General features: G+C 55.8%; 22 protein-coding genes, 1 tRNA gene and 1 pseudogene. 7 read left to right on the forward strand and 17 right to left on the reverse strand.

The features are described from left to right. Positions 1 to 220: 220 nt before the first annotated feature. From ACO6EE_RS00090 to rarD, 5 genes are all read right to left on the reverse strand, one after another. On the reverse strand, positions 221 to 883 hold the full coding sequence (locus ACO6EE_RS00090) for a hypothetical protein (RefSeq protein ID WP_485958516.1): 663 nt from the start codon (positions 881 to 883) through the stop codon (positions 221 to 223). A gap of 63 nt (positions 884 to 946) precedes the next feature. Continuing rightward, positions 947 to 1,468 carry a hypothetical protein gene (locus ACO6EE_RS00095; protein ID WP_485958517.1) on the reverse strand — a complete coding sequence of 174 codons (522 nt, stop codon included), beginning with the start codon at positions 1,466 to 1,468 and terminating at the stop codon, positions 947 to 949. Between the two features lie 117 nt (positions 1,469 to 1,585). Then, positions 1,586 to 3,985, reverse strand: a complete 2,400-nt coding sequence (gyrB, locus tag ACO6EE_RS00100) for a DNA topoisomerase (ATP-hydrolyzing) subunit B (protein WP_485958518.1) — start codon at positions 3,983 to 3,985, stop codon at positions 1,586 to 1,588. Positions 3,986 to 4,067: 82 nt separating this feature from the next. After that, complete coding sequence (locus ACO6EE_RS00105; protein WP_485958519.1) at positions 4,068 to 4,421, reverse strand: hypothetical protein; 354 nt, start codon at positions 4,419 to 4,421, stop codon at positions 4,068 to 4,070. Positions 4,422 to 4,595: 174 nt separating this feature from the next. Continuing rightward, positions 4,596 to 5,531: an EamA family transporter RarD gene (gene rarD, locus ACO6EE_RS00110; RefSeq protein ID WP_485958520.1), complete on the reverse strand. Its 936-nt coding sequence runs from the start codon at positions 5,529 to 5,531 to the stop codon at positions 4,596 to 4,598. A gap of 337 nt (positions 5,532 to 5,868) precedes the next feature. Between rarD and ACO6EE_RS00115 the strand changes: the two genes are divergently transcribed. The 4 genes from ACO6EE_RS00115 to ACO6EE_RS00130 all read left to right on the forward strand — a co-directional run bounded on the left by ACO6EE_RS00115 (position 5,869) and on the right by ACO6EE_RS00130 (position 12,143). Continuing rightward, entirely contained in the window at positions 5,869 to 6,525 is a 657-nt protein-coding gene (locus tag ACO6EE_RS00115) for a hypothetical protein (protein WP_485958521.1), read from the forward strand. 201 nt (positions 6,526 to 6,726) lie between these two features. Continuing rightward, positions 6,727 to 7,548 carry a bifunctional DNA-formamidopyrimidine glycosylase/DNA-(apurinic or apyrimidinic site) lyase gene (gene mutM, locus ACO6EE_RS00120; protein WP_485958522.1) on the forward strand — a complete coding sequence of 274 codons (822 nt, stop codon included), beginning with the start codon at positions 6,727 to 6,729 and terminating at the stop codon, positions 7,546 to 7,548. A gap of 69 nt (positions 7,549 to 7,617) precedes the next feature. Beyond that, positions 7,618 to 8,394, forward strand: coding sequence for a 1-acyl-sn-glycerol-3-phosphate acyltransferase (locus ACO6EE_RS00125; protein ID WP_485958523.1), 777 nt, complete (start codon positions 7,618 to 7,620; stop codon positions 8,392 to 8,394). Between the two features lie 431 nt (positions 8,395 to 8,825). Then, entirely contained in the window at positions 8,826 to 12,143 is a 3,318-nt protein-coding gene (locus ACO6EE_RS00130) for a YadA-like family protein (RefSeq protein ID WP_485958524.1), read from the forward strand. Between the two features lie 165 nt (positions 12,144 to 12,308). On the opposite strand, the gene ACO6EE_RS00135 is transcribed toward ACO6EE_RS00130, so the two are convergent. Both ACO6EE_RS00135 and lgt read right to left on the reverse strand, forming a co-directional pair. Next, on the reverse strand, positions 12,309 to 12,854 hold the full coding sequence (locus tag ACO6EE_RS00135) for a DUF1697 domain-containing protein (protein WP_485958525.1): 546 nt from the start codon (positions 12,852 to 12,854) through the stop codon (positions 12,309 to 12,311). Between the two features lie 78 nt (positions 12,855 to 12,932). Beyond that, on the reverse strand, positions 12,933 to 13,808 hold the full coding sequence (gene lgt / locus ACO6EE_RS00140) for a prolipoprotein diacylglyceryl transferase (RefSeq protein ID WP_485958526.1): 876 nt from the start codon (positions 13,806 to 13,808) through the stop codon (positions 12,933 to 12,935). A 362-nt stretch (positions 13,809 to 14,170) separates the two neighbouring features. On the opposite strand from lgt, the gene dapF reads away from it, so the two are divergent. From dapF to ACO6EE_RS00155, 3 genes are read left to right on the forward strand one after another with little or no spacing between them, the layout of a single operon-like run. Then, positions 14,171 to 15,019 (forward strand): diaminopimelate epimerase, encoded by an 849-nt coding sequence (dapF, locus tag ACO6EE_RS00145; protein ID WP_485958527.1) that lies wholly within the window; start codon positions 14,171 to 14,173, stop codon positions 15,017 to 15,019. Further along, complete coding sequence (locus ACO6EE_RS00150) at positions 15,019 to 15,669, forward strand: DUF484 family protein (protein ID WP_485958528.1); 651 nt, start codon at positions 15,019 to 15,021, stop codon at positions 15,667 to 15,669. The genes dapF and ACO6EE_RS00150 overlap by 1 nt, the downstream gene beginning before the upstream one ends. After that, on the forward strand, positions 15,669 to 16,313 hold the full coding sequence (locus ACO6EE_RS00155; protein ID WP_485958529.1) for a hypothetical protein: 645 nt from the start codon (positions 15,669 to 15,671) through the stop codon (positions 16,311 to 16,313). The genes ACO6EE_RS00150 and ACO6EE_RS00155 overlap by 1 nt, the downstream gene beginning before the upstream one ends. A gap of 31 nt (positions 16,314 to 16,344) precedes the next feature. On the opposite strand, the pseudogene ACO6EE_RS00160 reads toward ACO6EE_RS00155, so the two are convergent. From ACO6EE_RS00160 to ACO6EE_RS00205, 10 genes and pseudogenes are all read right to left on the reverse strand, one after another. Then, positions 16,345 to 16,460: pseudogene (locus tag ACO6EE_RS00160) on the reverse strand (IS5/IS1182 family transposase); the annotation flags it as partial. A gap of 50 nt (positions 16,461 to 16,510) precedes the next feature. Further along, positions 16,511 to 16,586: transfer RNA gene (locus tag ACO6EE_RS00165), tRNA-Lys, on the reverse strand. A gap of 123 nt (positions 16,587 to 16,709) precedes the next feature. Then, a complete protein-coding gene (locus ACO6EE_RS00170) occupies positions 16,710 to 16,841 on the reverse strand; it encodes a hypothetical protein (protein WP_485958530.1) in 132 nt (43 codons plus the stop codon). Between the two features lie 1,006 nt (positions 16,842 to 17,847). Beyond that, positions 17,848 to 20,631 (reverse strand): isoleucine--tRNA ligase, encoded by a 2,784-nt coding sequence (gene ileS / locus ACO6EE_RS00175; protein WP_485958531.1) that lies wholly within the window; start codon positions 20,629 to 20,631, stop codon positions 17,848 to 17,850. A 332-nt stretch (positions 20,632 to 20,963) separates the two neighbouring features. Beyond that, entirely contained in the window at positions 20,964 to 21,410 is a 447-nt protein-coding gene (locus ACO6EE_RS00180; protein WP_485958532.1) for an ExbD/TolR family protein, read from the reverse strand. Positions 21,411 to 21,414: 4 nt separating this feature from the next. Further along, a complete protein-coding gene (locus ACO6EE_RS00185; protein ID WP_485958533.1) occupies positions 21,415 to 22,071 on the reverse strand; it encodes a MotA/TolQ/ExbB proton channel family protein in 657 nt (218 codons plus the stop codon). A gap of 51 nt (positions 22,072 to 22,122) precedes the next feature. Next, positions 22,123 to 23,070, reverse strand: coding sequence for an energy transducer TonB (locus ACO6EE_RS00190; protein WP_485958534.1), 948 nt, complete (start codon positions 23,068 to 23,070; stop codon positions 22,123 to 22,125). 187 nt (positions 23,071 to 23,257) lie between these two features. Beyond that, entirely contained in the window at positions 23,258 to 23,926 is a 669-nt protein-coding gene (locus ACO6EE_RS00195) for a hypothetical protein (RefSeq protein ID WP_485958535.1), read from the reverse strand. A 244-nt stretch (positions 23,927 to 24,170) separates the two neighbouring features. After that, entirely contained in the window at positions 24,171 to 24,530 is a 360-nt protein-coding gene (locus tag ACO6EE_RS00200) for a hypothetical protein (protein ID WP_485958536.1), read from the reverse strand. A gap of 74 nt (positions 24,531 to 24,604) precedes the next feature. Beyond that, entirely contained in the window at positions 24,605 to 26,767 is a 2,163-nt protein-coding gene (locus ACO6EE_RS00205; protein ID WP_485958537.1) for a heavy metal translocating P-type ATPase, read from the reverse strand. Positions 26,768 to 26,797: the final 30 nt, after the last annotated feature.

Raw genomic sequence — 26,797 nt, forward strand, 5'->3', positions numbered from 1 at the left:
CCTTGCAGGATAAGGCTTGCGGGGGGGCTTTAGCACCTTTTTTGTTACTTATGCCAACCATTCCATAAAATATATCCTGAGATGTTTTAGTCCAACAAAGATCTAAACTTAGTTCGGCTAGGCTAGCACCGTAATCCGTTGCCCCTTATGTTTTCAGGTAGCCGTTGAGGCTACCTGAAAATGGATAATGCAGATTTATATGCGGTTCAACTCGGTATGCTTAATGGCTGCAGCCGCAGTTGTGGCCATGTTCGTGCCCGTGGTGTTCTTGTTCGGGCTGGTTCTCGCCGCCGTGTTCGTTTTGGAAGAATTGGTGCGCTTGGCGGGCAGCTTGGCTGCCGAGATCTTCGATCATGAGGGAGACGTATTCGGGGAAGAGGTAGCGGCCGCCGAGTTTGGCGCATGCGGCGTCGGTTTCGGGGGCGAGGCTGGGGATGGGAGTGGAGAGGTCGACTTGGCCGTCCCATTCGATGGCGAAGCGTTTGTCGGCAAAGCGGATGGGGGTGAGCTCGGCTTCTTTGTGGCGGTGCATCAGGCACAGGGCTTGGCGGCTGAATACGTCGTAGAGCCAGGCGTCGCCTTGGTCGGTGTTGAACAGGAGGTAGGCGCTGGGGGTGGCAGTATCAAAGCCGGTGGCGGTTACGTAGTCTTGGCCGGCACGGGTGTGCTCGACTACGGTGTGGCATTCTTCGGTGAGCGGGGTGCGGCCGAAGCGTTCGCCGGCCTGGTGGCAGATTTCGGCGTGGCGCCAGCTTTGGTATTTGGCTTCTTGGGCGGCGCGGTTGAGCAGCTCGGCGATTTTGCCGCCTTGTTTGTTTTGGCGTTTTTTGGCCTGCTGGCGGAGGTGTTCGAGGGTGTCGGCGGTGGTGTGGATGTATTTCATGCTGGATCTCTTTTTAATTTGATGTGAGGCTACCTGAAAATGTTTTCAGGTAGCCTTTCGGGTTTATTGAGCTGCGCCGGAGGCTTCGCTGGCGGCCGGAGTTTCGGCAGCGTCGGCGGGGTTTTTCAGCCAAGCGGCGGTATCTTTTGCAATGGTGTCGGTTACGCGTTCGAGCACGGAGCAGGAGCTTTTAAACATGCCGCCCATGCCGCCGAGGGAGCGGCGGGAGAGCTCGGTGGTGGCGGTTTGCTGGCCATTTTCGTAGCGGGTGAGGCGGATGTGCATGGATTTGTAGTGGCCGGTGAAGGCGCTGCCGTAGCTGCGGGCGTCGGTAATCTGCACTTCGAGGCGGTTGGGCTGCCCGGCGAGGTTGTCGGCACCGGTGGCCTGCAGTTCGATGCCGTCGGCTTTGGCTTGCTCGATGATTTTGCGGCTGAGGTTTGCGCCTAAATCGGTGCATTCTTGGCGGATGCGGTCGGCCACTTTGGCTTCGGGGGCGTAGGGGATGGTGTCGGCGATAAAGCTTTGGGCGTAGGTTTGGCCGGCGATGAGGAGGGCGGCGATGGCGGTTAGGCGGCGGAGCATGGGAGTCCTTTTCAGGTTGGATGTGGGTTGGGAAACTCGGGGTAATGATTGTGTAGCGGGTTTTAAGTTTTCAGGTAGCCTCTGCAAGCAAAGGCTACCTGAAAATTTTACTCTGCTTTACGCATCAATGTTTTGTGCAATCAGGGCGTTGGTTTCGATGAACTCGCGGCGGGGTTCGACTTCGTCACCCATGAGGGTAACGAATACTTTGTCGGCGGCGATGGTATCTTCGATGCGCACTTTTAAGAGTCGGCGCACTTCCGGATCCATGGTGGTTTCCCACAGCTGTTCGGCGTTCATCTCACCCAGCCCTTTGTAGCGCTGGATGGCCATGCCTTTTTGCGCACCGGCGAGCAGGATGTCGATGGCCTGCTCGAAGCTGTTGACGGGTTGCGGCTCGGCTTCGCCTTTGTGGAGCAGGGCGCCGGGCTCAACCAGGCCTTGGAGCTGTTCGGCGGTGCGGCTGATGGTTTGGTAGGCTTTGCTGTCGATGAATTTCTGATCGAGATAGGAAACCATCACGTTGCCGTGCAGCTGGCGGGTGATTTTGATGAAATGGCCGCCTTCGTGGCCGTCGAGGCGTTCCAGCGCCACTTCTTCTTTGGCCAACAGGGGGGTGAGGGCGGCGATGGCGGCATCGGTGCTTTCGGCGCTTTCGAGCGAAATGGGCGTGGTGTCGAGCAGGGCACGCAGCACGAGGCCGTCGATGATGCGGCTTTCCTGTTCGATGGTGCTGCGGGCGCGGAGGAACTGCTTGGCGGAGCGCTCCAGCTCGGCGCCTTCCAGCGTGCGGCCGCCGGAAACGATTTTGGCTTTATCTACGGCGAGACCGAGCAGGAATTCGTCTTTTTCCGAGTCGTCTTTCAGGTAGCGTTCCTGCTTGCCGTATTTGGCCTTATAAAGCGGGGGTTGGGCGATATAAATGTAGCCGCGTTCCACCAGCTCGGGCATTTGGCGGTAGAAGAAGGTGAGTAATAATGTCCGGATATGCGCGCCGTCCACATCGGCATCGGTCATGATGATGATGCGGTGGTAGCGAAGTTTTTCCAGATTGAATTCTTCTTTGCCGATGGAGGTGCCCAGCGCGGTAATCAGGGTGGCCACTTCTTGGCTGGCGAGCATTTTTTCGAAGCGGGCTTTTTCCACGTTGAGAATTTTGCCCTTCAGCGGCAGGATAGCTTGGAATTTGCGGTCGCGGCCTTGTTTGGCAGAGCCGCCGGCAGAGTCGCCCTCCACCAGATACAGCTCGGATAGGGCCGGGTCTTTTTCTTGGCAGTCGGCCAGTTTGCCGGGCAACCCTAAGCCGTCCATCACGCCTTTGCGGCGGGTGATTTCACGCGCTTTGCGGGCAGCTTCGCGGGCGCGGGCGGCATCTACGATTTTGCTGCAAATGATTTTGGCATCTTGCGGATTTTCTTCCAAAAATTCGTGCAGCGCCTGGCTGAGTACTTCGTTCACCACGGGGGCGATTTCGCTGGAAACCAGTTTGTCTTTGGTTTGGGAGGAGAATTTCGGGTCGGGCAGCTTCACGGAAAGCACGCACACCAGGCCTTCGCGCATATCGTCGCCGCTGGTGTCCACCTTGGCTTTCTTAGCGATTTCGTTGGCTTCGATATATTGGTTGATGGTGCGCGTCATGGCGGCGCGCAGGGCGGTGAGGTGGGTGCCGCCGTCGCGCTGCGGGATATTGTTGGTGAAGCATTGCACGGATTCTTGGTAGCTGTCGTTCCACTGCATGGCGCATTCCACCGTCATGCCGTCTCTTTCGCCGAGGGTGTAGAAGATTTTGTCGTGCAAGGGTTTTTTACCGCCGGTGGTGTAGCGCACAAAACCGGCCACGCCGCCGGATTCGGCGAAGTTTTCGTGTTTGCCGTCGCGTTTGTCAAACAGTTCGATTTTCACGCCGTTGTTCAGAAAGGATAATTCGCGGATGCGTTTGGCCAGGGTTTCAAATTTGTATTGCACCAAGCCGAAGGTTTCTTCGCTGGCCATGAATTGCACGCGCGTGCCGTGTTTGTCGGCCGGGCAATCGGCTACGGCTTTGAGCGGGGCAACGGTTTCGCCACGGCGGAATTCGACAAAATGCTCTTTGCCTTCGCGCCAGATGGTGAGTTTCAGCCAGTCGGAAAGCGCGTTCACTACGCTCACACCTACGCCGTGCAGGCCGCCGGAGACTTTATAGCTGTTGTTGTCGAACTTGCCGCCCGCGTGCAGGATGGTCATGATGACTTCGGCGGCGGAGCGGCCTTCTTTGGGGTGGATGCCGGTGGGGATGCCGCGCCCGTTGTCTTCGATGGTGATGGATTCGTCGGCGTTGATGGACACGGTGATGTTGTCGCAGTGGCCGGCCAGCGCTTCGTCAATGGCGTTGTCGAGCACTTCGAACACCATGTGGTGCAGGCCGGAGCCGTCCTGCGTGTCGCCGATATACATGCCGGGGCGTTTGCGCACGGCCTCTAAACCTTCGAGGACTTGGATGCTGTCTGCGCCGTATTCTTGTTGGGTTGGTTCTGTCATGGTTGTTTTGTTGTGATGAGAATGAGTTTGAGGCTACCTGAAAAAATGGCAGCGCAAATTAGGATGTTTAACCGGCAGCCGATTAGGCCAGTAGGGAGGCCTGGCCGACGATTTCGCCAGCGGGTGTGCCGTGCACCACCACGGCAGTTTCCAGTCTAGCCATGAGTGCGGCGAATAATTCATCTGCCTCAACGCGAGGCAGCCAAAGCCGGCGGAAGGCTTCGGCCTTGATGCCGCCGATGATAGTGATCATCAAAAGTTTGGCCTCTTGGCAGGGCATCAAAAGCTGGCTGAAAACGGCCTGCTGCACTTCGGGCACGAATGCCTCTGCTTCTGCTTCGTTGTTGATATTGCAGGCGATAAATAGGGCTGGGGTTTCTTGGCCGTTTTCGTTTTCCAGGATTTTGTAGCTGATGTCGGCGATTTCGTTTGGCATGGGGTGGTGATGAAAGGTATTGTTATATTGGGAAATGATGTGTGCTCAATGCGATTTCAGGCTACCTGAAACCTAACGCGCGATTATAACACATTACCTAAGTCATTTTGGCCTGAGAAAGAACAGGCTTCCGTTTAGGAAGCCTGGTTTTCATTTGATTGAAGCAGATAATTTTCAGGTAGCCTGTTCTGCCTTTTCGCGGCGCATGGTTTGGATGCCGTGATACAGCATCACGATGATGCTCGCCCAAATCAGGCTGTGGCTTACCATGGCCACCCAGTCCAAATGTTCGCCCAGCACAAACACCGAAAGCAGAAACAACAGTGCCGGCTCCAGATAGCTCAGCATGCCGAACAGCACCACCGGCAAAAGCTCGTTGGCTGTGAGGTTTACCTGCATTGATACTGCGCCGTTAAGCCCCAAGAGCACGGCAAACAAAAGTAGAATCGGCTTGGCTTCGATCATGGCTGGGCTGGGTGAGTACATCACCAAATACCAAATCACAAAAGGCAGCGCCAAAATCAAATCCAGCAAGAGCCCGAGCAGCGGCGGCACGCCTTGCCAGCGGCGCATGATGTAATAAATCGGGAAGGTGGCGAACACGGCAATGGTTACCCAGGAAAACGTGCCGCTGTTCCAGATTTCCAGCGCCACCGCCGCCGAAGCCAGCAGCACGGCAATCAGCTGCAAGCGATCAAGCCGCTCGCGGAACACCATCACCCCGCCCAGCATCATCGCAAGCGGGAATAGGAAGTAGCCCATCGATACGTCCACCCCCTTGCCGTTTACCGGCGCCCACATATAGAGCCAAATCTGCCCGATCATAATCGGCGCGGGCAGCAGCACCAGTGCCCAGCGGCGAAGATTGCCGCCGATTTCGCTCAGGAATCTGGCCGCATCGCGTTTGGCCGAAGTGAGCAGCATAATAGAGAGCGCGCAGGTAAACGTGCCCACGATACGCCAGGCAAACACATCTGTGCCACTCATCGGCCGCATCCACGGGCCAAACATAAACAGCGAGCCGAACAGAATATTGGAGACCACGGCCGCAATAATCCCCTTGGCCATTCTCGACATATACAGCCTTTCGGAATTAAAGATATTTAACATTATAAACGTCTTCTCGCTGCTTGGCACGTTTTGGCAGCTTTTGCCCAAATAGCCGTGGGTAAAGAGAAACAGGACAATGATTTGCTTATTTGCGCCGTGGGTAAAGGCTACCTGAAAGATTCCGGCGGTGGTTTGTGTGAAGTTGGGTTAATTAAGATGGAAAGGATTTGGGTTGCGTGGGTAAGACGATTTTTCAGGTAGCCTTCTGCGCACTCAAAGGCTACCTGAAAAATATCGCGGCGCCTCAGGTAGCCTCTCTTGTTGATTAAACATTGCCCGGTTTGTCTTTCTCTTGTACTCTGCTGCCTCCCTGCAATCTTGTTTTAAGGAAGCTGAGATGTCTGTTTATGCTAAAGCCCTTCTGCTGCTGCTGTTGGCCGCCTTGTGTGCCTGTCGTGTGGATGTGGGCCACCATGATGGCGAGGCTGCCAGCCAGGCCGCTGCCGCTGCGCCTGTTTTGCAAAGCGTGGAAGTGGGTAAAACCACGCTAGAACAGGCGTTGACACTATATCCCGATTTACAGCAGTTTAATAACGGGTTCATCAGTTTCGGTAATCGGATACTTACCAGTGATTCTGGAATGATTGAAGTGTATGGACGTGAAATCTTGAACAAATCCCCTCAACAAATCTTAATCTTCGATAGTGACAGTAAAGTACTACAAATGGTAGTGTTGTCACGTGTGGATAAGGATGTTACCCCGTTTGTGCGAGAGCTGGAAATTATTGGATTTACGTCGTATCCACAGCTTACGGAACAGGAGTTTGCTATTTTAAACAGCGGGGTGTTCGTTACTGCCGAGGAACGGCAAAAGGTTTTGGGTGCGCTAGGCGTGCAGCAATTTAAGCGCGGTGATGTGTTTGCCATGATCGTGCCGGCCAGAGAGGATAATGGTACTGCTTTACTAGTTGTAACAAACCTTGCCTACGAGCCGGAACACCGCGCCAAATGGCAGCGGCAGGAGGCCGCCAAACAGCAGGCGGGGCAGCAATAGCCCGCCGCAATTGGGTTTTATGCAAACTTTTTAATATGCGTTTTCAGGTAGCCTTCTTGTGTGAAAGGGGCTACCTGAAAAACAATGGGGCGGCATTTGTGCCGAGTTGCGCGGGGGCGGTCTGAAAATCGGTTTTCAGGTAGCCTAAACCGTGCAAACGGTCTAAACTTCCCGCCTTGTTTATTTCCAACCCGAATTCCCATGCCCGAACTGCCTGAAGTTGAAACCACCCGCCGCGGCATCCAGCCTTATATGCAGGGCAAAACCGTGGCCGGGGTGGTGGTGCGCCAGCCGAAATTGCGCTGGCCGGTGCCGCCGGATTTGGCGCGGCAGCTGGTCGGCAGCCGTATTGTGCACATCCGCCGCCGCGCCAAGTATTTGCTGTTTGAATTTGCCCACGGCGTGATGCTGCTGCATTTGGGCATGTCCGGCAGCCTGCGCGTGTATCCCGACGGCAGCGCGCCGCCGCCGGAAAAGCACGACCACCTCGACATCGTTACAGACGGCCAAACCGTGCTGCGCCTGCGCGACCCGCGCCGTTTCGGCGCTGTGCTGTGGTTTGCCGGGCCGGCAGAGCAGCACCCGTTGTTGCAGCATCTGGGCCCCGAGCCGCTGCAGGACGAATTTACCGCAGGCTACCTGAAAACCGCGTTCTCGCGTCGCAAAAGCGCCGTCAAAACCGCGCTGATGGACAACAAAATCGTGGTGGGCGTGGGCAATATTTATGCCAACGAGGCGTTGTTTGCCGCCGGCATCCTGCCCACCCGCCGCACCGACCGCGTATCCGCCGAAGAGTGCCGCCGCCTGGTGGCGGAAATCCGCAGCGTGTTGCAGCGTGCCTTGAAGGCGGGCGGCAGCAGCCTGCGCGATTTTCTGCACAGCGACGGGCAAAGCGGCTATTTCCAGCAGCAATATCAGGTATATGGCCGCGAGGGCGAACCCTGCCGCCAGTGCGGCACGCCGATTGCGCGGCAGACCATCGGCCAGCGCAGCAGTTTCTACTGCCCGCAATGCCAGCGTTGAGACCGTTTCCGGCAGCCTTTGGTTTTTCAGGTAGCCTTTTAAAATCCGACCAATAAACGAAACAAACACATGAACACACCATCCACCTCCGTCTTCACCCGCCTCTTCCGCATCCTGCACCTGCTGTTTTGGTTTTTCATCACCGCCTACCGCCTATTCCGCCTGCGAGAATACAACCAGCACAGCAAAGACGTGATGCAGAACTTGGCTCGCAGTATGTTGAAAGTATTGCACATCCGTATCGAAGCCAATCCGAACAACCCGCCTTTCCCGCCCGTGTTCCTCGGCGCGGCGAACCACGTTTCCTGGCTCGATCCGATGATTCTGATGGCCATGTACCCCACGGTGTTTATTGCCAAGCGCGAAATCCGTTCCTGGCCGGTGTTGGGTGCGGTGGTGGCACGCACCGGTGCGGTGTTCATTAACCGCAACAGCCGTAATGACGTGGCACCTGTAAACGAAGCCATTGTGCGCTCGATGAGTGCGGGGCACGGCGTGTCGTTCTTCCCTGAATCCAAAGCCTCAGATGGGATGGCGTTGCTGCCGTTTAAAGCCGCGCTGTTCCAATCCGCGCTGGACAGCGGCCTACCTGTAGTGGCCGTGGCGCTGCGCTATTGCGACCGCTCCGGCCGACGCAGCACAGCCCCCGCCTATGCAGGTAATACCAGCCTCCTTACCGCGCTGTGGCGCATCGTATCGATGCCCGAAATCATCGTCCGCGCCGACTGCTCCGAGCCGCTAACTCTAAACACAGAGGAAGCTGCTGATGCTTCTGCCCGCTTTTTGCTCAAAGATAAGGCGGAAGCTTTTGTTGGCGCGATTATAAACGGTGAGGATAAAGGCTGATTGCTGCTGTAGGAATTAATAGAGGCTACCTGAAAAGTTTCAGGTAGCCTCTATTAGTAGTTGGGAGGCTGTTGTTTTTTTGTGAATGATCTGTTTGTGTACCGGATGCACCGTTTTATTCTTAGTCCACCTTGGCAAGTATTTTCAGCTTGAAGCCCGTCAGTAGCGGATTTTTGTCTATTTGTAGCTTGCTGTGTTGGTGATAGAGCCTTCATGCTAAAAAATAGATGGCAAGTTTTCAGGTAGCCTCTGCCTATATGGTGAATAGTTTTTTACATTTACCATATTGATGGTATTGAGTATAATGTAAGATTTCTTGCCATGAGCCAACCTAGCTGTGTAGATTTTATAGAGTGCACAGTGAAACAAGGCATTTAGTTTTTTGGTTTTGCAACAATCCGCAAAACCAGCAACAGATAAGGAATATCACAATGAACAAAACGTACAAAACTGTTTACAACGCCGTGAGCGGCACTTGGGCGGCCGTTTCCGAGCTGGCCAAATCACAAGGCAAAAACACCACACGCGCTGCCGCCGCTTTGGTGCTGCTGGCGGTTTCCCCCGCTTGGGGCGCGCAAAACACCGGCACAACCACTTCCGGCGGCAATACCGTGCCCGCTGGTGCAGACTACAAATCCTGCTACTATGATGATACTAGTAAAAACGTAGTCTGTGGCGATGCCACCACGACGGCTGCCGATGTTGTAGACAGCAAGCCCGGTAAATCTGTTGCGATTGGTATGTCTTCTACGGCTGCCGGTGAGAGCAATATAGCTTTGGGTTCGAGTGCTTCAGCTTCCAGCACCTCCGGTTTGGCAATTGGTTCAAACAGCAAAGCACACCATAATCAAACTGTGGCCATTGGCGAGCGTGCCAGTGCGCTGGGTGAGACGGATATCGCCATCGGCAAAGCGGCGGGTGAAAACGCAACCAGCACAGGGCGCAATATTGCCGTGGGCGAGTATGCGGTGAAAGATGCGGTGGCGGCCAATAATGTGATCGGTATCGGTACCAACGCAGCTAAGGGAATTAGCGGTTCGCACGTTATTGCCATCGGTACAGATGCCAACCAAGGTGTGTCCGGTGTGAACCAAGTAGTGGCTATCGGCTATAAAAGCTCCGCTGAAACATCGCAATCGGTTGCCATCGGCACATCGGCTTCCGCCAAGCAAATTGGTGCTTTGGCTTTGGGCAACAACAGCAATGCTGTTACCGAGAGTTCCGTAGCGGTGGGTCGATTCGCTCAAGCTTCTGGTCCGAATTCGATTGCTGTTGGCGGCGGCCGCAGCGCTGCGGAGTCGGCACAGGCCGGCGGTGTGTATTCCATCGCTGTCGGCGCCGGTGCAGAAGCGACAGGTCCAGGATCGACCGCCATGGGCCGGAGTGCTGTTTCGAAATCTATCGGTACCGTGGCAGTGGGTAGTACGGCACAGGCTTCAAACTTGTTTGCGATTGCCATCGGTAACAAAGCAGAGGCATCGGGTAATAAATCTGTTGCGATCGGTTCGAACGAAGATGCCAAAAATATTATTGCCAGAGCCACCGGCGCGCAGTCTGTAGCGATTGGCTGGACAGCGCAGGCAACCGGTGCTACCCAATCGGTGGCCATCGGCCCGGATACACAGGCATTGGGCGCACAATCCACTGCCATCGGTAACAACACCCGCGCCAAAGGCGATTCCTCCATCGCTATCGGTGGCGATGATTGGAATGTAGCCAGAGCACACGTGAACGCGGATTACCAACGCCTGACCGGCACGGCGATGAGCACTGGTTTTCAAGGCACAGAAGCGGCTGAGGCCGCGATTGCCGTCGGTGTGAAGGCCATGGCCACAGGCGTGCTTTCCACAGCTTTCGGCTCGGGGACACGAGCCACTGAAGTCGGCGCATCTGCATTCGGCGTGGGCGCGGAAGCAAACAAAAGAAAAGCCGTAGCCATCGGCGCAGGTTCGCGCACAAGTACCAATGCAACGGCAGAAACCAGCGCTACCGTGAACGGCGTGACCTACGGCAGTTTTGCCGGTGTCGACCATATTACGGATGGTTCGCAGGTTTCCATCGGTACGGCAGGCTACGAGCGCCAAATCAAACATGTTGCCCCAGGTGCAATTTCTGCCACCTCCACCGATGCCATCAACGGCAGCCAGCTTTATCACGTTGCCGCCCAAGCCGCCAATCCGCTCAAGTTTGACGGCGACAGTGGCACCACTGTGGAACGTCCACTCGGCACCACGCTCAACGTGAAAGGCGGCGCCACCGGCACGCTTACCGACAACAACATCGGCGTGGTGGCCGACAAGGCCAGCAACACATTGCGTGTGAAGCTTGCCCAAAACGTGGATTTGGGTAATGCAGGCAGCCTGAAAACCGGCAACACCACCGTGAACAACAGCGGCCTGACCATTGCCAACGGCCCGAGCGTGACCAACACTGGTGTTGACGCAGGCAACAAACAAATTACCAACGTGGCCAGCGGCGGCAACATCGACAGCAACGCCGCCAATATCGGCGATGTGAAACGCATAACTAACCAACTTTCCACCAATATCCAAGCGGCGAAAACCGAAGTGGTGGCGGGTGACAATATTCAGGTGACCTCGTCTCAAGGCGGGAATGGTCAAACCGTCTACACCGTTAAAACCGTTGCCAACCCGACGTTTACCAGCGTGACTGCCGGCGGCAACACACTGGACAACACGCCGATGACGGTGAACGGCAACACGGTAACCAACGTGAGCAACGCCATCAACCAAACCGCTGCCCAAGCCTTCAGCCCGCTCACGTTCACCGGTAACAAAAACAGCGATACCGGCAACGACGGCAGCCAGCAGAAACTGGGAAGCAGCCTGCACATTGGTGGCGGCTTGGCGAACACCGCAGCGGCCAGCAACAGCAATATCCGCACCGAAGTGACGGACGGCAAAGTGGATATTCAATTTGCCAATGCGCCCACCTTCGCCGGCACAGTGACTGCGCCTACCTTCAAAGCAGGCAGCAACACGCTGGACAACACGCCGATGACGGTGAACGGCAGCCCGGTAACCAGCGTGAATAACGCCATCAACCAAACCGCCGCCCAAGCCTTCAATCCGCTCAAGTTTGACGGCGACAGCGGCACCACCGTTGAGCGCAAGCTCGGCACCACGCTCAACATAAAAGGCGGCGCCACCGGCACGCTCACCGACAACAACATCGGCGTAGTGGCCGATAACGCCAGCAACACATTGCGCCTCAAACTTGCGCAAAACGTGGATTTGGGCAATGCAGGCAGCCTGAAAACCGGCAATACCACCGTAAACAACAGCGGTCTGACCATCAATAACGGCCCGAGCGTGACCAACAACGGCATTAACGCAGGCAACAAGCAGATTAGTAATGTGGCCGACGGCACCAACCCCACCGATGCCGTGAACGTGCGCCAACTGCAGGCAGCCATGAATGGTGGCAGCAATACCAACCAAAACCTGATCCAGCAGGTAAACAACAACCTGAATCAGCGTATCGACAAGCTGGAGGACAACAGCAATGCCGGCATCGCAGGCGGTATCGCGCAAAGCTCCATTCCGCAGGTAACCCGCGCCGGCGCATCCGGCATCGGTGTAGGCACTGGCTACTATGGCGGCCAATCGGCGATTGCCGTGGGCGTGTCGTCTATCAGTGATGGCGGCAACTGGATTGTGAAAGGCTCGTTCTCCGTCAATTCCCAAGGCCGTACCGGCGTTGGCGCGGGCGCGCTGTATCAGTGGTAATACCATAGACAGTTCGCTGAGGCTCAAAAAAGCCGCCTGCACTTTAATGTTCAAAGTGCAGGCGGCTTTTTTATTTTTCAGGTAGCCTGAATGGGCTATAAGGTTCGAAGGCTGCATACATGGAATCACACTTGGCCACGAGCTACGTCGGCCAATATGGCTGCTTTATGCTTGATTCGCCAGTTCGATAATTTTCTGAAAGGTTCTGCCGTTGCGTATTGTCAGGCTTTTATAGAAGGCAGAGCCTATCAGTTTTTTATGGTAGTTTGAGCGCAGATAGTCGGCTTGGTTGTGATTGCTGTAAAAGAAGGCGGTTTCGCCAAAATGCAAATGCTCTTTTTCATCTACCCACGAAAGTGTTTCGGCTTTGATTTGCTCTCGGTCTGCTTCCGGCAGATAAAAGAGAGCATCGCGCCGATAGGCGGTTTCGTCTCGCCACCAGTCCAGCAGTTTGTCTGCTTCTTGTTGCAGGATATCGGCACGGATTAGGGTGAAAGGCAGGGGGAAGTCGTAGGTGTTGTCGAAATGGGCGGTTAGCAGTTCTCTAATTTTCTGTTCCGGCGCTGGGCTGTTGAAGAAAAGATTGCCGCTGTTGATATAGGAAACGGGATGTTCAAAACCCATTTCGGTTAACCTTTTCTTTAAGTCAGCCATCACAACCTTATTATTCTTGCCGACATTGATGCCCCGCAGTAACAGCACATAGCGCATTTTTGTTTCCTTTTGATCAATATAAGGCTACCTGAAAGCCCTGTTTCAGGTAGCCTTTTTGTTCTCAAAACCGTGATATCAAACATCTCCCTCTGCCGGTTTGGCCTTGCGCTTGCCAAAGTAGAGGAAGCCGATTAGGCCGCAGGCGATCATGGGGAGGCTGAGCCACTGGCCCATGGAGAAGTTCAAATAGAGCAGGCCGAGGAATTCGTCGGGCTCGCGGGCAAATTCGGCAATGAAGCGGGCAGTGCCGTAGCCGATCAGAAACAGGCTGACCACCTGTCCGGCCGGGCGTGGTTTTTTGGAAAACCACCACAGCAGCACAAACAGCAAAATGCCTTCCAAGGCAAATTGGTAGAGCTGGGAAGGGTGGCGCGGCAGCATGCCGTATTGCTGGAAAATTGCGCCCCATAGCTGCGGCTGTTCGGTGGCCAGTGTTAAGTCTTCGCTGTGTGCTTGGGGAAAGCCCATGGCCCAGAAGGCGTCCGGCCGGGTGACGCGCCCCCAGAGTTCGCCGTTCACAAAGTTGCCGCCCAGGCGCACGGCAGCAAAGCCTAAGGGCGTGAGCGGAGCGATGGAGTCGGCCAGCTTGAGCGGGTTGATTTTATGTTTGTAGGCAAACAGGAGGCCGGCGGTTACCACGCCGAGGAAGCCGCCGTGAAACGACATGCCGCCCTGCCATACTTTGAAAATTTCCAGCGGATTGGCAAAATAGTAGGCGTGCTGGTAAAACAGCACATAGCCCAGCCGCCCGCCCACAATCACGCCGATGATGCCCCAGGTGAGGAAGTCGTCTAGGGTTTGCGTGGTGAACACGCTGTTGCCTTGGCGGATGCGCCGCCGTCCGAGCCACATAAATAGGGCGAAGCCGACGAGGTAGCTGACGGCATACCAGCGGATGGCGAGCGGGCCGAGCTTGAGCATAACGGGATTGAAAGCGGGATGGATCAACATAGGGAAAATGCGGCTGAAACAAAAGGGCGCATTATAGCGCATCTGGCTATTGGCCGATAACGGGTAGAGGCGTAAAGAAAACCCGGTTTGGGTTGGATTTTGCCGGGTTGTGTTGCGGTTTTGTTGGGAAGGAGGGATTTCAGGTAGCCTGGGTGGAGGGGGAGGCTACCTGAAAAAGGCGATTGGGCTTATCAAGCTTAAGAGGTCTGCTGGAAACGGAAGCATCTTGCCGTATGGCATGGCTATGCTGATTTTTCAGGTAGCCTGTGCCGGGAAGGCTACCTGAAAGTTGAAACGCGGCTTTAACTTGCGGCGGGGATTGGGTATGATAGCCCGCTTTGAAAGCATCGGCGGAGGCCGTGATGGCTGTATTGAAATTCACCAAAATGCACGGTTTGGGCAACGATTTTATGGTTATCGACGGCATCGGCCAGCATTTTGATCCGGCGGCTGCGCCGATTACCGAATTGGCAGACCGCCACCGGGGCATCGGTTTCGACCAGCTGTTGCTGGTGGAGGCGCCGCCGCTGCCCGAAGCCGAGTTCGGCTACCGTATTTTCAATGCAGACGGCAGCGAGGTGGAGCAGTGCGGCAACGGCGCGCGCTGTTTTGCTCGTTTTGTGCACGAAAAAGGCCTGAGCCGAAACCGCCGCATCAAGGTGGCTACGGCCAAAGGGCTGATTGTGTTGAATTTGCAGGAAAACGGCCTGGTTACGGTGGATATGGGCGAGCCGCGTTTGGCGGCGGCGGATATTCCGTTTGCGCCCGCGCCGGGCGAGGCAGCCGATGCCTTGTGGCACGAGATTGGTTTGGATGGCGCAAGTGCGCGGTTTTCCTGTGTGAATATGGGCAATCCGCACGCCGTGCTGGTAGTGGACGATGTGCACCGAGCGCCGGTGGCCGAATGGGGCGCGCGCCTGGAGCGGCATCCGCAGTTTCCCGAGCGGGTGAACGTGGGCTTTATGCAGGTGCTGGATGCGCACCATATCCGGCTGCGCGTGTTTGAACGCGGCACGGGTGAAACTCAGGCCTGCGGCACGGGCGCGTGTGCGGCGGCGGTGGCCGGCATGCGGGCGGGGCTGTTGGCGCGGCAGGGTTCGGTGTGCGTGAGCCTGCCGGGCGGTGATTTACAGATTGAGTGGGCGGCGGATAACCATGTGTTGATGTCAGGGCCGGCGGCTACGGTGTTTGAAGGAACGGTAACTTACTGATGAACGAAAAGAAAATATTAGCTTATTTGCAGGAGCACCCGGAATTTCTGTTGAACCATGCCGCTGATTTGGGCGTGCGTCCGGCCGAGGGGCGGGTGCAGTCGTTTGCACAGGCGCAATGGCTGGCACAGCAGAAAAAGGCGGCCAAAATGGCCGGGCAGCTGGCGCAAATCATGCAGGATGCCGACAGCAACCACCAAACGCTGAGCCGGATGCTCGGCTTCGTGCGTCGATTGCTGGCGGCCAATACGCTGCTGCAGGTGTTGCGTGCGGCAGAAGCGGGCTGGCAGGAAGATTTCGCGCTGCCGTCCGGCCGGGTGTGGCTGTTGGCCGAACCGCCGAAAAAAGGCGCGGTTTCCGGCAGCTACAGGCTACCTGAAAACCATGCCGCCCATGCTGCCTTGTCTGCCCTGAAAGAACCGGTGTGCGGCAACCGCATCGCGCCAGTGCTGATGAAGGCGCTGCCGCAGGAGGGTAGGGGGCTGGAGAGCTTCCTGATGCTGCCTTTGCGCGTGAACGGGCAAACCGTAGCGGTGATGGTGGCGGGCGATGCCGATGAAACGCGCTTTACGCCCGATTTGCCGCTGGATTGGATGCGCGAGCTGGCTGCCTGCACGTCGGCGGCGCTGGCCAGAGCCGGCGGGTGGTAATGATGGCTTGGCAAAGCCCGACTTTGTGGGTGCTATCGGTGTATATCGCCGTATTTCTAACTTTGGCGTTTCAGCGGCAGCAGTTTTCCTGGCTGTGGGGCAGCATGATGCTGTGGCTGGGCTTCGGCATCCTCAGCGCGCGGATTATGCCCGGCGTGCTGGGGATTACCCATGTGGCCAACCTTTATCCGGTGTACGGCTATTTTGCGCTGGGCAGCCTGTTTCTGTTTGCCAACGGCTGGCGTTACGATGCGCGGCAGATGGGCTGGCGGCTGGACGGCGGCGGGGTGTTTCTGGCTTATTTCGCCGTGGCCGGCGCGGTGCAGCACATAACGTTTTTGTTTTTGCTCTTGCTGGCGGGCTGGCAGTATCCGCAAGGGATGTCGGTGCCGCTGCTCACCGGCCTGATGTCGCTGTATCTGCTCAAACCGCTGCTGTGGATCGCCGGGCAGGCGCTGCTGATGCTGCTGATGTGGCTGCACCGGCGCTATTTGAGCCGAGACGACGTACTGCTGTTCAGCCCTTTGCAGCTTCAGGGCGTGTTGCTGATTAGTTTGCTTTTTCAGGTAGCCTGTTTGTTGGCGGGCGAAAAAATCCTGCTGATTGCCCTGCTACGCGCGCTGTGGATGCTGTTTTATGGGTAGGGATGGGGCAAGATTTTGCCAAAGTGATTTATAGTGAATTAAATTTAAACCAGTACAGCGTTGGCTCGCCTTGCCGTAACGTGTGTACTGTCTGCGGCTCGCCGCCTTGTCCTGATTTAAATTTAATCCACTATAATTTGAAGCGCTATGCGAAAAACAAAAACCAGCCTAAGTGATTGCTTAGTCTGGTTTTGTTTTGGTGGGTCGTGAGCGGCTCGAACGCTCGACCTACGGATTAAGAGTCCGCTGCTCTACCAACTGAGCTAACGACCCATGTGACATTGTGTATTGTAAAAATGCTTTAACAAACTGTCAAGCATGGTTGGCATGGCGGGAGAGGAAAGGCTACCTGAAAACTGATTTTCAGGTAGCCTTTTGTCGCATAGACAGGCCTGCCTACACCACCAGCCAAGCGTTTTTATGCTGATACATCAAATAGTCGGCGATTTCCCCGTCTTCATATGCTAGGCTGGGTTCTTTGTTGGGATTGGGTGGAATACGTTCGTCTTGGCGTACGAATTCCAGCAAATGGGTTTGGCCGTCTTTTTGCAGTAAACGCAGGTATCGGATACTTGGTATTTATACCCAAATTTCAGATTCGAGAATTTGGCCTACAACTGCTGCCCGAAACTGAAAACCGTGTGCATTCCGTATACATTCTGCTCATGTGGGTTGCGCTTATTTATAAAGTGATTTACTGATTTCTAAATTTAGTACAATAATGGATATGTAGAAAAATAAGAAATATACATAGAGTATGAATGAACATTAATATACCTGTAAAAATGATTGATGATAAACTCATTTCATTATTAGTATCATACAAAAAGATAAGTAATGATAAGATATATAACAGGTATATACTTCTTGTTCCAGATAATCCTCTCGTTAGGATTTGCTCCCATTCTAATGGGAATAAATCGTTAAAGAAGTTTCTTTTGCTTTGATTGTCTAGTTTTGAAAAATCTACAATAAAAATATAATATTGTAATATTGAGATGCCGATAGGTATAAGCAATATTAGGCTTTTATATATAAATAATGAGATAATTAATTTTTTATAAAAAGATATTAATATAGCAAAAATGGGAAATATTGCCATATAGGATTTGACTTGAATGGTAATACATTTATCTAGATTATATCTATAAAATAACCCTGCTAGGTTAGTCATTTCCATTGCTCCTAAAATTTTATGTATCTTATTCAGTAAATAGCAAGCAAGCGTTAGATTCAAAAGCCCGACCGAGGACTGCCGCGACTCGATACTGTGTATGTATAGCTAACATATTTTGAAATAGATACATTTGTAGGGTAGGCTTCAGCCCACCATTGTGAGGCATATGAGGATTGATGGGTGGAGACCCATCCTATCCGTGTATCAACTCTTTCGTATGCTGGCTATAGAAATCATTATTTCGGTTATATGCGCTTTCAGGCTACCTGAAAAAAGGTGGGCAACGAATGCCCACCTTTTTTGCTGCGGATATTTTAGCTTCGTTGAAGCTGACGCTTTCAGGTAGCCTCAACCGGCTTAGGCGTAATCCCGCTCTTCGCCTTTGCCGTCCACATTCTCGGCGCAGCGGGCGCACAGGGTGGGGTGGGCGGCAATGCTGCCTACGCTGTCCACATAGTGCCAGCAGCGTTCGCATTTGGCCTCAGTGCTGGGGCGGACTTCGGCGGTGAGTTCGTCGCCTTTTTGCAGCTCGATTTTAGACACGAGCATGGCGAAGCGCAGTTCGCTGCCGAGTGCTTTCAGGTAGCCGTATTGCGGTTCGGGTGCAGTGAGGACGACTTCGGCCTGCAAGGACGAGCCGACAGTTTTGTCAGCACGCAGCGGCTCGATGGCGGCGTTTACAACGGCGCGGGCTTCGCGAATGTACGCCCATTTTTCCGTGAGCGCGGCTTCGCCGGCGGCGGGGATGGGCGGGAAGTCGTGCAGGGTGTGGTAGAGCACGCTGTCTTCTTCGCCGCCGCCGATGATGTCCCACGCTTCTTCGGCGGTGAAGCAGAGGATGGGCGACATCAAAAGTACGAGGCTGCGTGTGATGTGGTAGAGCGCGGTTTGCGCGCTGCGGCGGACGTGGCCGTCTTTTTTGGTGGTGTAGAGTCGGTCTTTCAGAATATCCAGATAGAACGCGCCGAGGTCTTCGGAGCAGAACTGTACGATGTCCTGCACGGCGAAGTGGAAGGCGTAGCGCGGATAGTGGCTACCTGAAACTTTTTCCTGCAACTGGCGCGCCAGCACGAGGGCGTAGCGGTCGATTTCCACCATGTCGGCCTGCGGTACGGCGTCTTCAATCGGGTTGAAGTCTTTGAGGTTGGCAAACAGGAAGCTGAGCGTGTTGCGGATGCGGCGGTAGCTTTCGGTTACGCGTTTGAGGATTTCTTTGGAAATCGCCAATTCGCCGCTGTAATCGGTGGCGGCCGCCCACAGGCGCAGGATGTCGGCGCCGAATTCGTTATACACCTCCTGCGGGGCAACCACGTTGCCGATGGATTTGGACATTTTGCGCCCGTTCTGATCGACCACGAAGCCGTGGGTGAGCAGTTGCTTGTATGGTGCACGGCCGAGGGTGGCGCAGCCGGTGAGCATGGAGGATTGGAACCAGCCGCGGTGCTGGTCGCTACCTTCAAGGTACAAATCGGCCGGCCAGGCGAGCTCGGGGCGCTGTTTCAGCACGGAGAAGTGGGTGCTGCCTGAATCGAACCACACGTCCATGGTGTCGGGCAGTTTGTCGTATTGTTCGCAATCTTCGGGCGACAAGAGCTCGGCTTTATCCAGTTCAAACCAGGCGTTGATGCCTTTTTTCTCAATGAGCAGGGCAACTTTTTCCAACAGCGCGGCGGAATCGGGGTGCAGCTCGCCGGTTTCTTTGTGGGCGAAGAAGGTCATCGGTGTGCCCCAGAAACGCTGGCGGCTCACCACCCAGTCGGGGCGGCCTTCAATCATGGCTTCGAGGCGGGCGCGGCCCCAGGCGGGGAAGAATTCGGTGTCGTCCACGGCTTTCATGGCTTTGTCGCGCAGGGTTTTGCCGTCTGTGCCGGCTTTGTCCATGCCGATGAACCATTGGCCGGTGGCGCGGTAAATCAGCGGGGTTTTGTGCCGCCAACAGTGGGCGTAGCTGTGTTCGATTTTGCCGTGGGCGAGCAGGCGGTTGTTTTCCTGCAGCCAGGCAATAATCGGCTGGTTGGCTTCCCACACGGTCATGCCGGCCAGGCGCGGGGTGTCGGCGGCATAGCGGCCTTGCGCGTTCACGGGGTTGATGAGCGCGATGCCGTATTGGTTGCAGACGAAATAGTCTTCCAAACCGTGCGCGGGTGCGGTATGCACGAGGCCGGTACCGGCTTCGGTGGTGACGTGGTCGCCGTTTAAAACTGGGATATCGCGTTCGATAAAGGGATGTTCGGCGTGCAGGTTTTCCAAATCCGCGCCGGTGCATTCGGCAAGGACGGGGCTGCCTGAAAAACCGTAGCGTTCCAGTGCGGCTTCGGCCAAATCTTTGGCCAGCACCAGTTTGCCGTGCGGCGTGTCGATGAGTTGGTACACGATGTCTGCGCCGGCGGAAATGGCTTGGCTGGCAGGCAGCGTCCACGGCGTGGTAGTCCAAATCACGGCAAAGGCTTCGCCGGAAATTTCAGGTAGCCTGAAAGCCTTGGCCAGCGCGGCGGTGTCTTGGAAGCGATAGGCCACGTCAATCGCGGGCGATACCTTGTCTTTGTATTCCACTTCGGCCTCGGCCAGCGACGAGCCGCAGTCCAAGCAGAACTGCACGGGCTTGGCGCCGCGATACAGGTAGCCTGCTTTATAAATCTCGCCCAGCGTACGCACCGTGTCGGCTTCGGTTTGGTAGTCCATGGTCAGATAAGGGTCTTCCCAATCGCCAATCACGCCCAAGCGGATAAAGTCTTTTTTCTGACGCAGAATCTGCTCGCCAGCATATTGGCGGCAGAGCTCGCGGAACTTGCTGGGCGGCATTTCCTTGCCGTGCAGTTTTTCCACCATCACTTCAATCGGCAGGCCGTGGCAGTCCCAGCCCGGCACATAGGGCGCGTCGAAGCCCGCCAGCGTTTTGCTGCGGATGATGATGTCTTTCAAAATTTTATTGACCGCATGACCGATGTGGATGTCGCCGTTGGCATAGGGTGGGCCGTCGTGCAGGATGAATTTGGGGCGGCCGGCCGCGATTTGGCGCAGCTTCTGATAACGTTTTTCGTCCTGCCACTGCTTCACCCATGCAGGCTCGCGCTTGGCAAGGTTGCCGCGCATGGGGAAGGGGGATTCGTAGAGGTTTACGGTTTTGGCGTAGTCGGTCATGGTGGTCTCGGAATGGTTTGAGTACGGCTGTGCGGCGGGCAGTTGTAGCTTGCCGGCCGTGCCGGGGTAAATAAAAAAACAAGTTGGCGATTTTATAAGGATTTGGCACAAAAGGCTACCTGAAAGCGGGGTTGCAGCTGAGTAATCCGTGATAAACCGGGCGGAGGTGTTTTCAGGTAGCCTTGAATGTTGTAGCGGCTGGCTCAGCCTTAAGCTTATTTTGCATTGGCTACACACTTGAAAAAGGCTACCTGGAACTTAAGTGCAGCAGAGTTTCTGTGCAGCTAGAGTTTCAGGTAGCCTTAGTTGGTTCTATTGGCTTGGGCAGCGGTTTACTGCTGCGGCTGGGTGCGCTCTTTTTCTTCGGTAACGAAGCCGACTTTGCTCAGGCCGGCATCGCGTACGGCGCTGAGGGCTTTTTCTACGTAGTCGAACTGGGCGTTTTTATCGGCGGCGATGGCAATCACTTGGTCGGGATTGGTTTTGGCCAGCTGTTGCAGCTGGCTTTCCAAAGCCTGTAGGGTAATCGGCTCGCCTTCGGCTAAATGATAGCTGCCGTCGGCGGAAATGGAAATGCGCAGCGGGTCTTTGGGCTGGGCGGCGTTTTCCGCCACCTGTTTGGCCGAGGCGGTGGGCAGTTCCAGCGGGATGGAGTGGGTCATCACCGGCATGGTGATCATGAATACAATCAGCAGCACGAGCATCACGTCTACTAGTGGGGTAACGTTGATGTCGGCCATGGGCGAATCGTCGTCGCTGTTCATCGAACCGAAGGCCATGCTTTTACTCCTTATTGTTCATAATCTTAACGTGCAAATCGTAGGCGTAGGCGTCCATGTCCTGCACCACTTGCTTATTGCCGAACACGATAAAGTTGTAGGCCAGCACGGCGGGGATGGCGGCAAACAGGCCGACGGCGGTGGCCACCAGCGCTTCGCCGATAGGGCCGGCTACGGTGGCGATGTTTACTTGGCCTTGCAGGCTGATGTTTTCCAGCGCGTGGTAAATGCCCCACACCGTGCCGAACAGACCGATAAACGGAGCGGTAGCGCCTACGGAGGCGAGAATGGTGAGGCCGCCGTTGAGGCCGCGTTTGGCAATATTCATTTTATGGCGGATGTGTTGCACCAAATAGTCGCCCAAGGGAATGCTGGTGAGCTGGCTGGCGGGGTTGGCGCGGTATTGGCGCGCGGCCTGAATGGCTGATTCGGTAAGGTCGGCCAGCGGGGAGGGGTGGGCTTTGGCCAGGCGCAGCATATCATCGAGCGAGGCTACGGTGGCTACAGACTCAATCGTGCCCCGATTGGCGTGGCGCACTTGGTGCAGGCGGAAGCTGCGCATGATGATGATCCACCAGGTGAGGACGCTCATCAGCAACAGCAGCAGAAATACGGTAATCAATACAATGTCGCCTTGGGCGAAAACGTGTCCTAAATTCATGATATTCCTAATATAAGGTAATGAGATTGGGTAATTAGTTTAGTTGGGTTTTTAAGGGGCTTTAAAACGCAGGGTAAAAGTATAGCTTTGGCGCACAGGCTGGCCGTTGCGTTTGGCCGGAACGAAGGTATAACTCTGGCGCACGGTGTCGGCTGCCGATCTGCCGAACAGCGGATGGGAGGCGGAAACGATTTCCACGCTGGAAGGTTTGCCGTTGGCTTCCACCATCACGCGCAATTTTACTGTGCCGCTGATGCCTTCTTCTTCCAGTTGCTTCGGATAGGGCGGTTTCGGGTTATTCAGGTAGCCGCCAAGGTGGGTGGGCGCGCTGTCGCCGCCACCACCGCCGCCGCCGCCAGGGCCTTGGCCGTTGCCGACACCGCCGCCTTCGCCGCCGCCACGGCCACCGCCTTTGCCGGGGCCTTCTCCATCGCCTTCACCTTGGCCATGACCGATACCACGGCCGCCGCCGCGGCCACCGCCTTCTCCGGCGGAAGGCGTACCTTTGCCGCCGCCACCGCCTGCGTTGGCATTATGGCCTGCATTCGGGTTGGCAGGGGCAATCGGCTGCTCAGGCTGCGCCTGCGGCTGGGGTTCGGGGCGGGATTGCGCTTGAGCTTGAGGCTGCGGTTTGGGCTCGGCAGGTTTGGGCTGAACGATATCGGCAGGTTTGTCTTGCCGTTCCACCGGTTTGATTTGCGCGCGCTGTTCCGGCACGGGCTTGGCCGGCTGCGGTTTGGGCTGTTCAGGTTTGGGCGCTTCGGGCAGGGTTTGCTCCGGTGGCCCGGCGGGCGGCTCGTCTTCGGATATGGTGTCGCCACCCGTACCGCCGCCACCCCCGCCGCCGCCAATCTCGCCGAGATCAACAAAGCTCAGCCCGGGCGGTTCGGGCGGCAGTTCCGGCGGCTTAATCGAGGTCAGCAGCCAATACAGCAGGGCATGGGCAGCAACCACGAATAAGAGCGCAATCGGGGATAAAAGACGGTTTTCGTTTTGCATGATAGGGCGGCATATTAGTGCGAACTATTTTTGTTTGCAAGTAGTTTTTATTTGCTTGCTGAAAGTGGCAGGTACTTCAGGCGAAAGAATGTTTGGCCAGAATGAGATGAGAGGGCGGGCGATTTAACTGCTAGATTTAAGGCTACCTGAAAATGCGGAATGGTTTTCAGGTAGCCTTATTGTTGGTTTAATTGTGCGGTACGAACAATTGGCCGTTGAAGCGGTATTTAAGGCGTCGGTTGGTGGGGGTGTGGGTATGGCTGCTGATTTGCGGCTGGCTGATGGTGTGGCTGCCGGGTTCGTAGAAGAAATAGTTGTTGGCGTGTTGGCCGCTGTAGGCGATGCTGAGTCGGTGGGTGGGCTCGGCGGCGGTGGCGGTTTGGATGAGGGGCAGGGCTTGGAGCTGCTCTGCGGCGAATTGGAGGAGGACGAGGGATTTTTCGGTGTGGTCGCCATCGGTGTGTTCGGTGAACAGGAGGTAGGCGTGTCCGTAGCCGCTGAGGCGGATGGTGTGCAGGCGTTCGATGTGGCCGGGCAGGGTTTGCACGCTGGTGTGTCCGCCGGGGCTGCGGGCTTGGAGCAGGCTGCTGGGGCTGTGCGGCGGGGTGAAGCTGCGCACACGGCCGTCGGCGCTGCTGTGGATCATCAGGCCGGCGGCGCGGGTTTGGCTAAAACGGCAGGCCCAGGATTCGGTAGTTTTCAGGTAGCCTTCGAGCTGCTCGGCGAAGGGCATGGCGGGCGGGTTGCCGTTATGCCGCAGGGCGGCGGCGAGGGCGGTGTCAGTTTTGGCGGCATGGCGGGCATGCAGCGGGGTGGCGAAGAGGGTTTGCAGGGCGATGAGGGCGTGGCGGAGCATGGCGGCGGGTTTCAGGTAGCCTTGGAGGCTACCTGAAAAGTGTCGGGTGGGTTGGATGGTGTTTTGGCGGGTTTAATTCAAGCGGACAAACTGTTCGCCGTTGAAACGGTAGCGGATGCGGCGGGTGCTGACACGTGCCGCACCATATGCGGCATCCAGGAGAGATGTTATTTGCTGGCATATGCGGCGGTTTTCAAGGCAGGCTACCTGAAAATGGATGTTTGCCCATCAGCCGGTTTGAGGTTTACCGGATACCGCCTTCCCGGTTGTATTCGATCATGTCGTTTACCGCTTGGGCGAGCCATGCCCAGCAATCGGGGAATTCTTGACGTTGCTCCCAGCCGGGGTCGGCAAAGTCGTGGATTAGTTGGACTTTGCCGCCTTTGCCGATTTCGAAGCAGGCAGTGTCATCGCAATCGCTGCGTTTGGCGAAGGGAATCAGTTTTCTATTGGGATAGCGCGTTTGCAAGCCTCGGTATAGTTCGGCTGCCCAATGACTATAGAGCAGATGCCAAATATCGAAATCGACTAAATTCAGTTCGACGATTTTTTCAAATGATTTTGGATATTCAAAGTCGGAAATATCGAGCGTATAACTTTTCATCGGTTGATTCCTAGTTTGAGGCTACCTGAAAAATAAAACTGGGTGTATGCGTTTCAGACGGCCTTTGCCACGCCTCACTCAATCTTCACCCGTTTCAAGCGCAAGGCATTGCTCAATACCGAAACCGAGCTTGCCGCCATTGCCGCACCTGCGATGACGGGGTTTAAGAAGCCGAGTGCGGCGAGCGGGATGCCCAAGATATTGTAGAAGAAGGCGAAAAACAGGTTTTGTTTGATGTTTTTCAACGTCGCCTGCGACACCAGCAGGGCATCGGCGAGCTGGTTGACCGAATGCTGCATCAGCGTGGCGGACGCGGTGTGTTCGGCAACGTCCGCGCCGCCTTTCATTGCGAAGCTGACGTTGGCGGCGGCGAGTGCGGGCGCGTCGTTGATACCGTCGCCGACCATCGCCACGGTTTTGCCGGCGGCTTTGAGCTTCTGCACTTCGGCGGCTTTGTCGCGCGGACTCATGTTGCCGAAGGCGTGTGCGATACCCAGTTGTTGGGCGACGTATTCGACCGTGCCTTGGTTGTCGCCGCTCATAATATAGACATCGATATTGTGTTTTTTCAGACGGCCTATGGCTTCGGCGGTATCGGCTTTCAATGCGTCAGCAAGTGCGAATGCGCCGATAGGTTTGTTATCGACTGAGACTGCAACAATGCTTGCAATGTCCCAAACGCCGTCTGAAAACTTCGGCAAGGTCAGTTCGGCAAATTCGGCTTTGCCTGCTTTCACCAAGCCCACGCCTTCCACTTCGGCGGTAATGCCTGCGCCGACAACGGTTTGCGCGTTTTGTGCGGTGGGAATGTCCAAACCGCGCGCTTGGGCGGTGGAAACGATGGCTCGGGCGAGCGGGTGGGCGGCGTTTTGTTCGACGGCGGCGGCGATGCGGTACAAAGCGTCTTCGTCAAAGCCGCTGTCGGGAACACAATAAACGGCGGCAACTTGCGGCTTGCCTTCTGTCAGCGTGCCGGTTTTGTCCAACACGACGGCATCGACGTGGGCGGCTTCTTCCATTGCCGCCGCATCTTTAAACCAAATGCCGTGTTTCACTGCTTTGCCCATGCCGACCATAATCGCGGCAGGGGTTGCCAGACCGAGCGCGCACGGGCAGGCAATCACCAAAACGGCAACGGCGTGCATCAGCGCAACCGTCCAATCGCCTTTCACCAGCCAAGTGGCGATAAAAGTCAAAAGCGCGATGCCCACAACGGCAGGCACGAACACCGCCGCCGCCTTATCCGCCACGCGCGCAATCGGCGCCTTGCTGCCTTGCGCTTCGGACAGCGCGTTCATCATGTCGCCGAGCAGGGTTTGGCTGCCGAGCTGTGTGGCGCGGTACACCACGCTGCCTTCGGTCATTAGCGCACCGGCCAACACTTTGCCTCCTGCCTTTTTCTCTTCGGGGTTGGATTCGCCGGTAAGATGGCTCTCATCCGCCCAACCGCTGCCGCTTTCAATGATGCCGTCGGCGGCAATACGTTCGCCGTGGTTGGCGCGGATCAGGTCGCCGATTTGCACTTGGTCGATGGGCAGTTGTTTCCATTCGCCATCGCGTTGCACGTTAACTTGGGTCGGCGTAAGTTTGAGCAGCAAGCCCAAGCTGTTTAGGCTGGATTTTTTGGTGCGGTGTTCCAAAAATTTGCCCAGCGATACAAAACCAATCACCATTACGCCCGCTTCAAAATACACATGCGCCATGCCGTGCGCCGCGTGCGGACTGAAAAACAGCATATAGACGGAATACAGGTAAATTGACACCGTGCCGATGGTAACGAGTACGTCCATATTCGCCAGCCCGCCTTTAATACTCGCCCACGCGCTTTTGTAAAACGGCACCGCGAGCCAAAGCTGCACCACACTCGCCAATGCAAACTGCCATACCGGCGGCAGCATCCAATCGTGCCGACCAATCATCATGCCTGCCATACCAATAAGGAACGGGATATTGATTGCCAGCAAAAGCCACAACCGCCAGCTTACATGCGCGGTTTCTTCGGGCTGCGGCAGCGCGTCTTCCGTCTTTTCCTTCGCGCCATAGCCGGTTTTCTCGATGATTTTGGCGATGTCGGCGGCGGAGATTTGGCTGTCGTCAAACACCACCTGCGCCTCCTCGCTGGCGAAGTTCACCCCAGCCGATTCGACAAAATCTTTTTTGTTCAACACTTTTTCAATGCGCGAAGCACAGGCCTGACAGGTCATGCCTTCGATTTGGAAACGGACTTTTTGTTGCATGGTTTCTTCCTTCTGAATGTGGTTGGGCTA

The organism is Eikenella sp. (genome assembly GCF_057315495.1).

Excerpts from the sequence above, each read along its gene's own strand:
- ACO6EE_RS00090 (WP_485958516.1), bottom strand. The coding sequence starts at position 883 with ATGAAATACATCCACACCACCGCCGACACCCTCGAACACCTCCGCCAG.
- ACO6EE_RS00095 (WP_485958517.1), bottom strand. The coding sequence starts at position 1,468 with ATGCTCCGCCGCCTAACCGCCATCGCCGCCCTCCTCATCGCCGGCCAA.
- gyrB (WP_485958518.1), bottom strand. The coding sequence starts at position 3,985 with ATGACAGAACCAACCCAACAAGAATACGGCGCAGACAGCATCCAAGTC.
- ACO6EE_RS00105 (WP_485958519.1), bottom strand. The coding sequence starts at position 4,421 with ATGCCAAACGAAATCGCCGACATCAGCTACAAAATCCTGGAAAACGAA.
- rarD (WP_485958520.1), bottom strand. The coding sequence starts at position 5,531 with ATGTTAAATATCTTTAATTCCGAAAGGCTGTATATGTCGAGAATGGCC.
- ACO6EE_RS00115 (WP_485958521.1), top strand. The coding sequence starts at position 5,869 with ATGTCTGTTTATGCTAAAGCCCTTCTGCTGCTGCTGTTGGCCGCCTTG.
- mutM (WP_485958522.1), top strand. The coding sequence starts at position 6,727 with ATGCCCGAACTGCCTGAAGTTGAAACCACCCGCCGCGGCATCCAGCCT.
- ACO6EE_RS00125 (WP_485958523.1), top strand. The coding sequence starts at position 7,618 with ATGAACACACCATCCACCTCCGTCTTCACCCGCCTCTTCCGCATCCTG.
- ACO6EE_RS00130 (WP_485958524.1), top strand. The coding sequence starts at position 8,826 with ATGAACAAAACGTACAAAACTGTTTACAACGCCGTGAGCGGCACTTGG.
- ACO6EE_RS00135 (WP_485958525.1), bottom strand. The coding sequence starts at position 12,854 with ATGCGCTATGTGCTGTTACTGCGGGGCATCAATGTCGGCAAGAATAAT.
- lgt (WP_485958526.1), bottom strand. The coding sequence starts at position 13,808 with ATGTTGATCCATCCCGCTTTCAATCCCGTTATGCTCAAGCTCGGCCCG.
- dapF (WP_485958527.1), top strand. The coding sequence starts at position 14,171 with ATGGCTGTATTGAAATTCACCAAAATGCACGGTTTGGGCAACGATTTT.
- ACO6EE_RS00150 (WP_485958528.1), top strand. The coding sequence starts at position 15,019 with ATGAACGAAAAGAAAATATTAGCTTATTTGCAGGAGCACCCGGAATTT.
- ACO6EE_RS00155 (WP_485958529.1), top strand. The coding sequence starts at position 15,669 with ATGATGGCTTGGCAAAGCCCGACTTTGTGGGTGCTATCGGTGTATATC.
- ileS (WP_485958531.1), bottom strand. The coding sequence starts at position 20,631 with ATGACCGACTACGCCAAAACCGTAAACCTCTACGAATCCCCCTTCCCC.
- ACO6EE_RS00180 (WP_485958532.1), bottom strand. The coding sequence starts at position 21,410 with ATGGCCTTCGGTTCGATGAACAGCGACGACGATTCGCCCATGGCCGAC.
- ACO6EE_RS00185 (WP_485958533.1), bottom strand. The coding sequence starts at position 22,071 with ATGAATTTAGGACACGTTTTCGCCCAAGGCGACATTGTATTGATTACC.
- ACO6EE_RS00190 (WP_485958534.1), bottom strand. The coding sequence starts at position 23,070 with ATGCAAAACGAAAACCGTCTTTTATCCCCGATTGCGCTCTTATTCGTG.
- ACO6EE_RS00195 (WP_485958535.1), bottom strand. The coding sequence starts at position 23,926 with ATGCTCCGCCACGCCCTCATCGCCCTGCAAACCCTCTTCGCCACCCCG.
- ACO6EE_RS00200 (WP_485958536.1), bottom strand. The coding sequence starts at position 24,530 with ATGAAAAGTTATACGCTCGATATTTCCGACTTTGAATATCCAAAATCA.
- ACO6EE_RS00205 (WP_485958537.1), bottom strand. The coding sequence starts at position 26,767 with ATGCAACAAAAAGTCCGTTTCCAAATCGAAGGCATGACCTGTCAGGCC.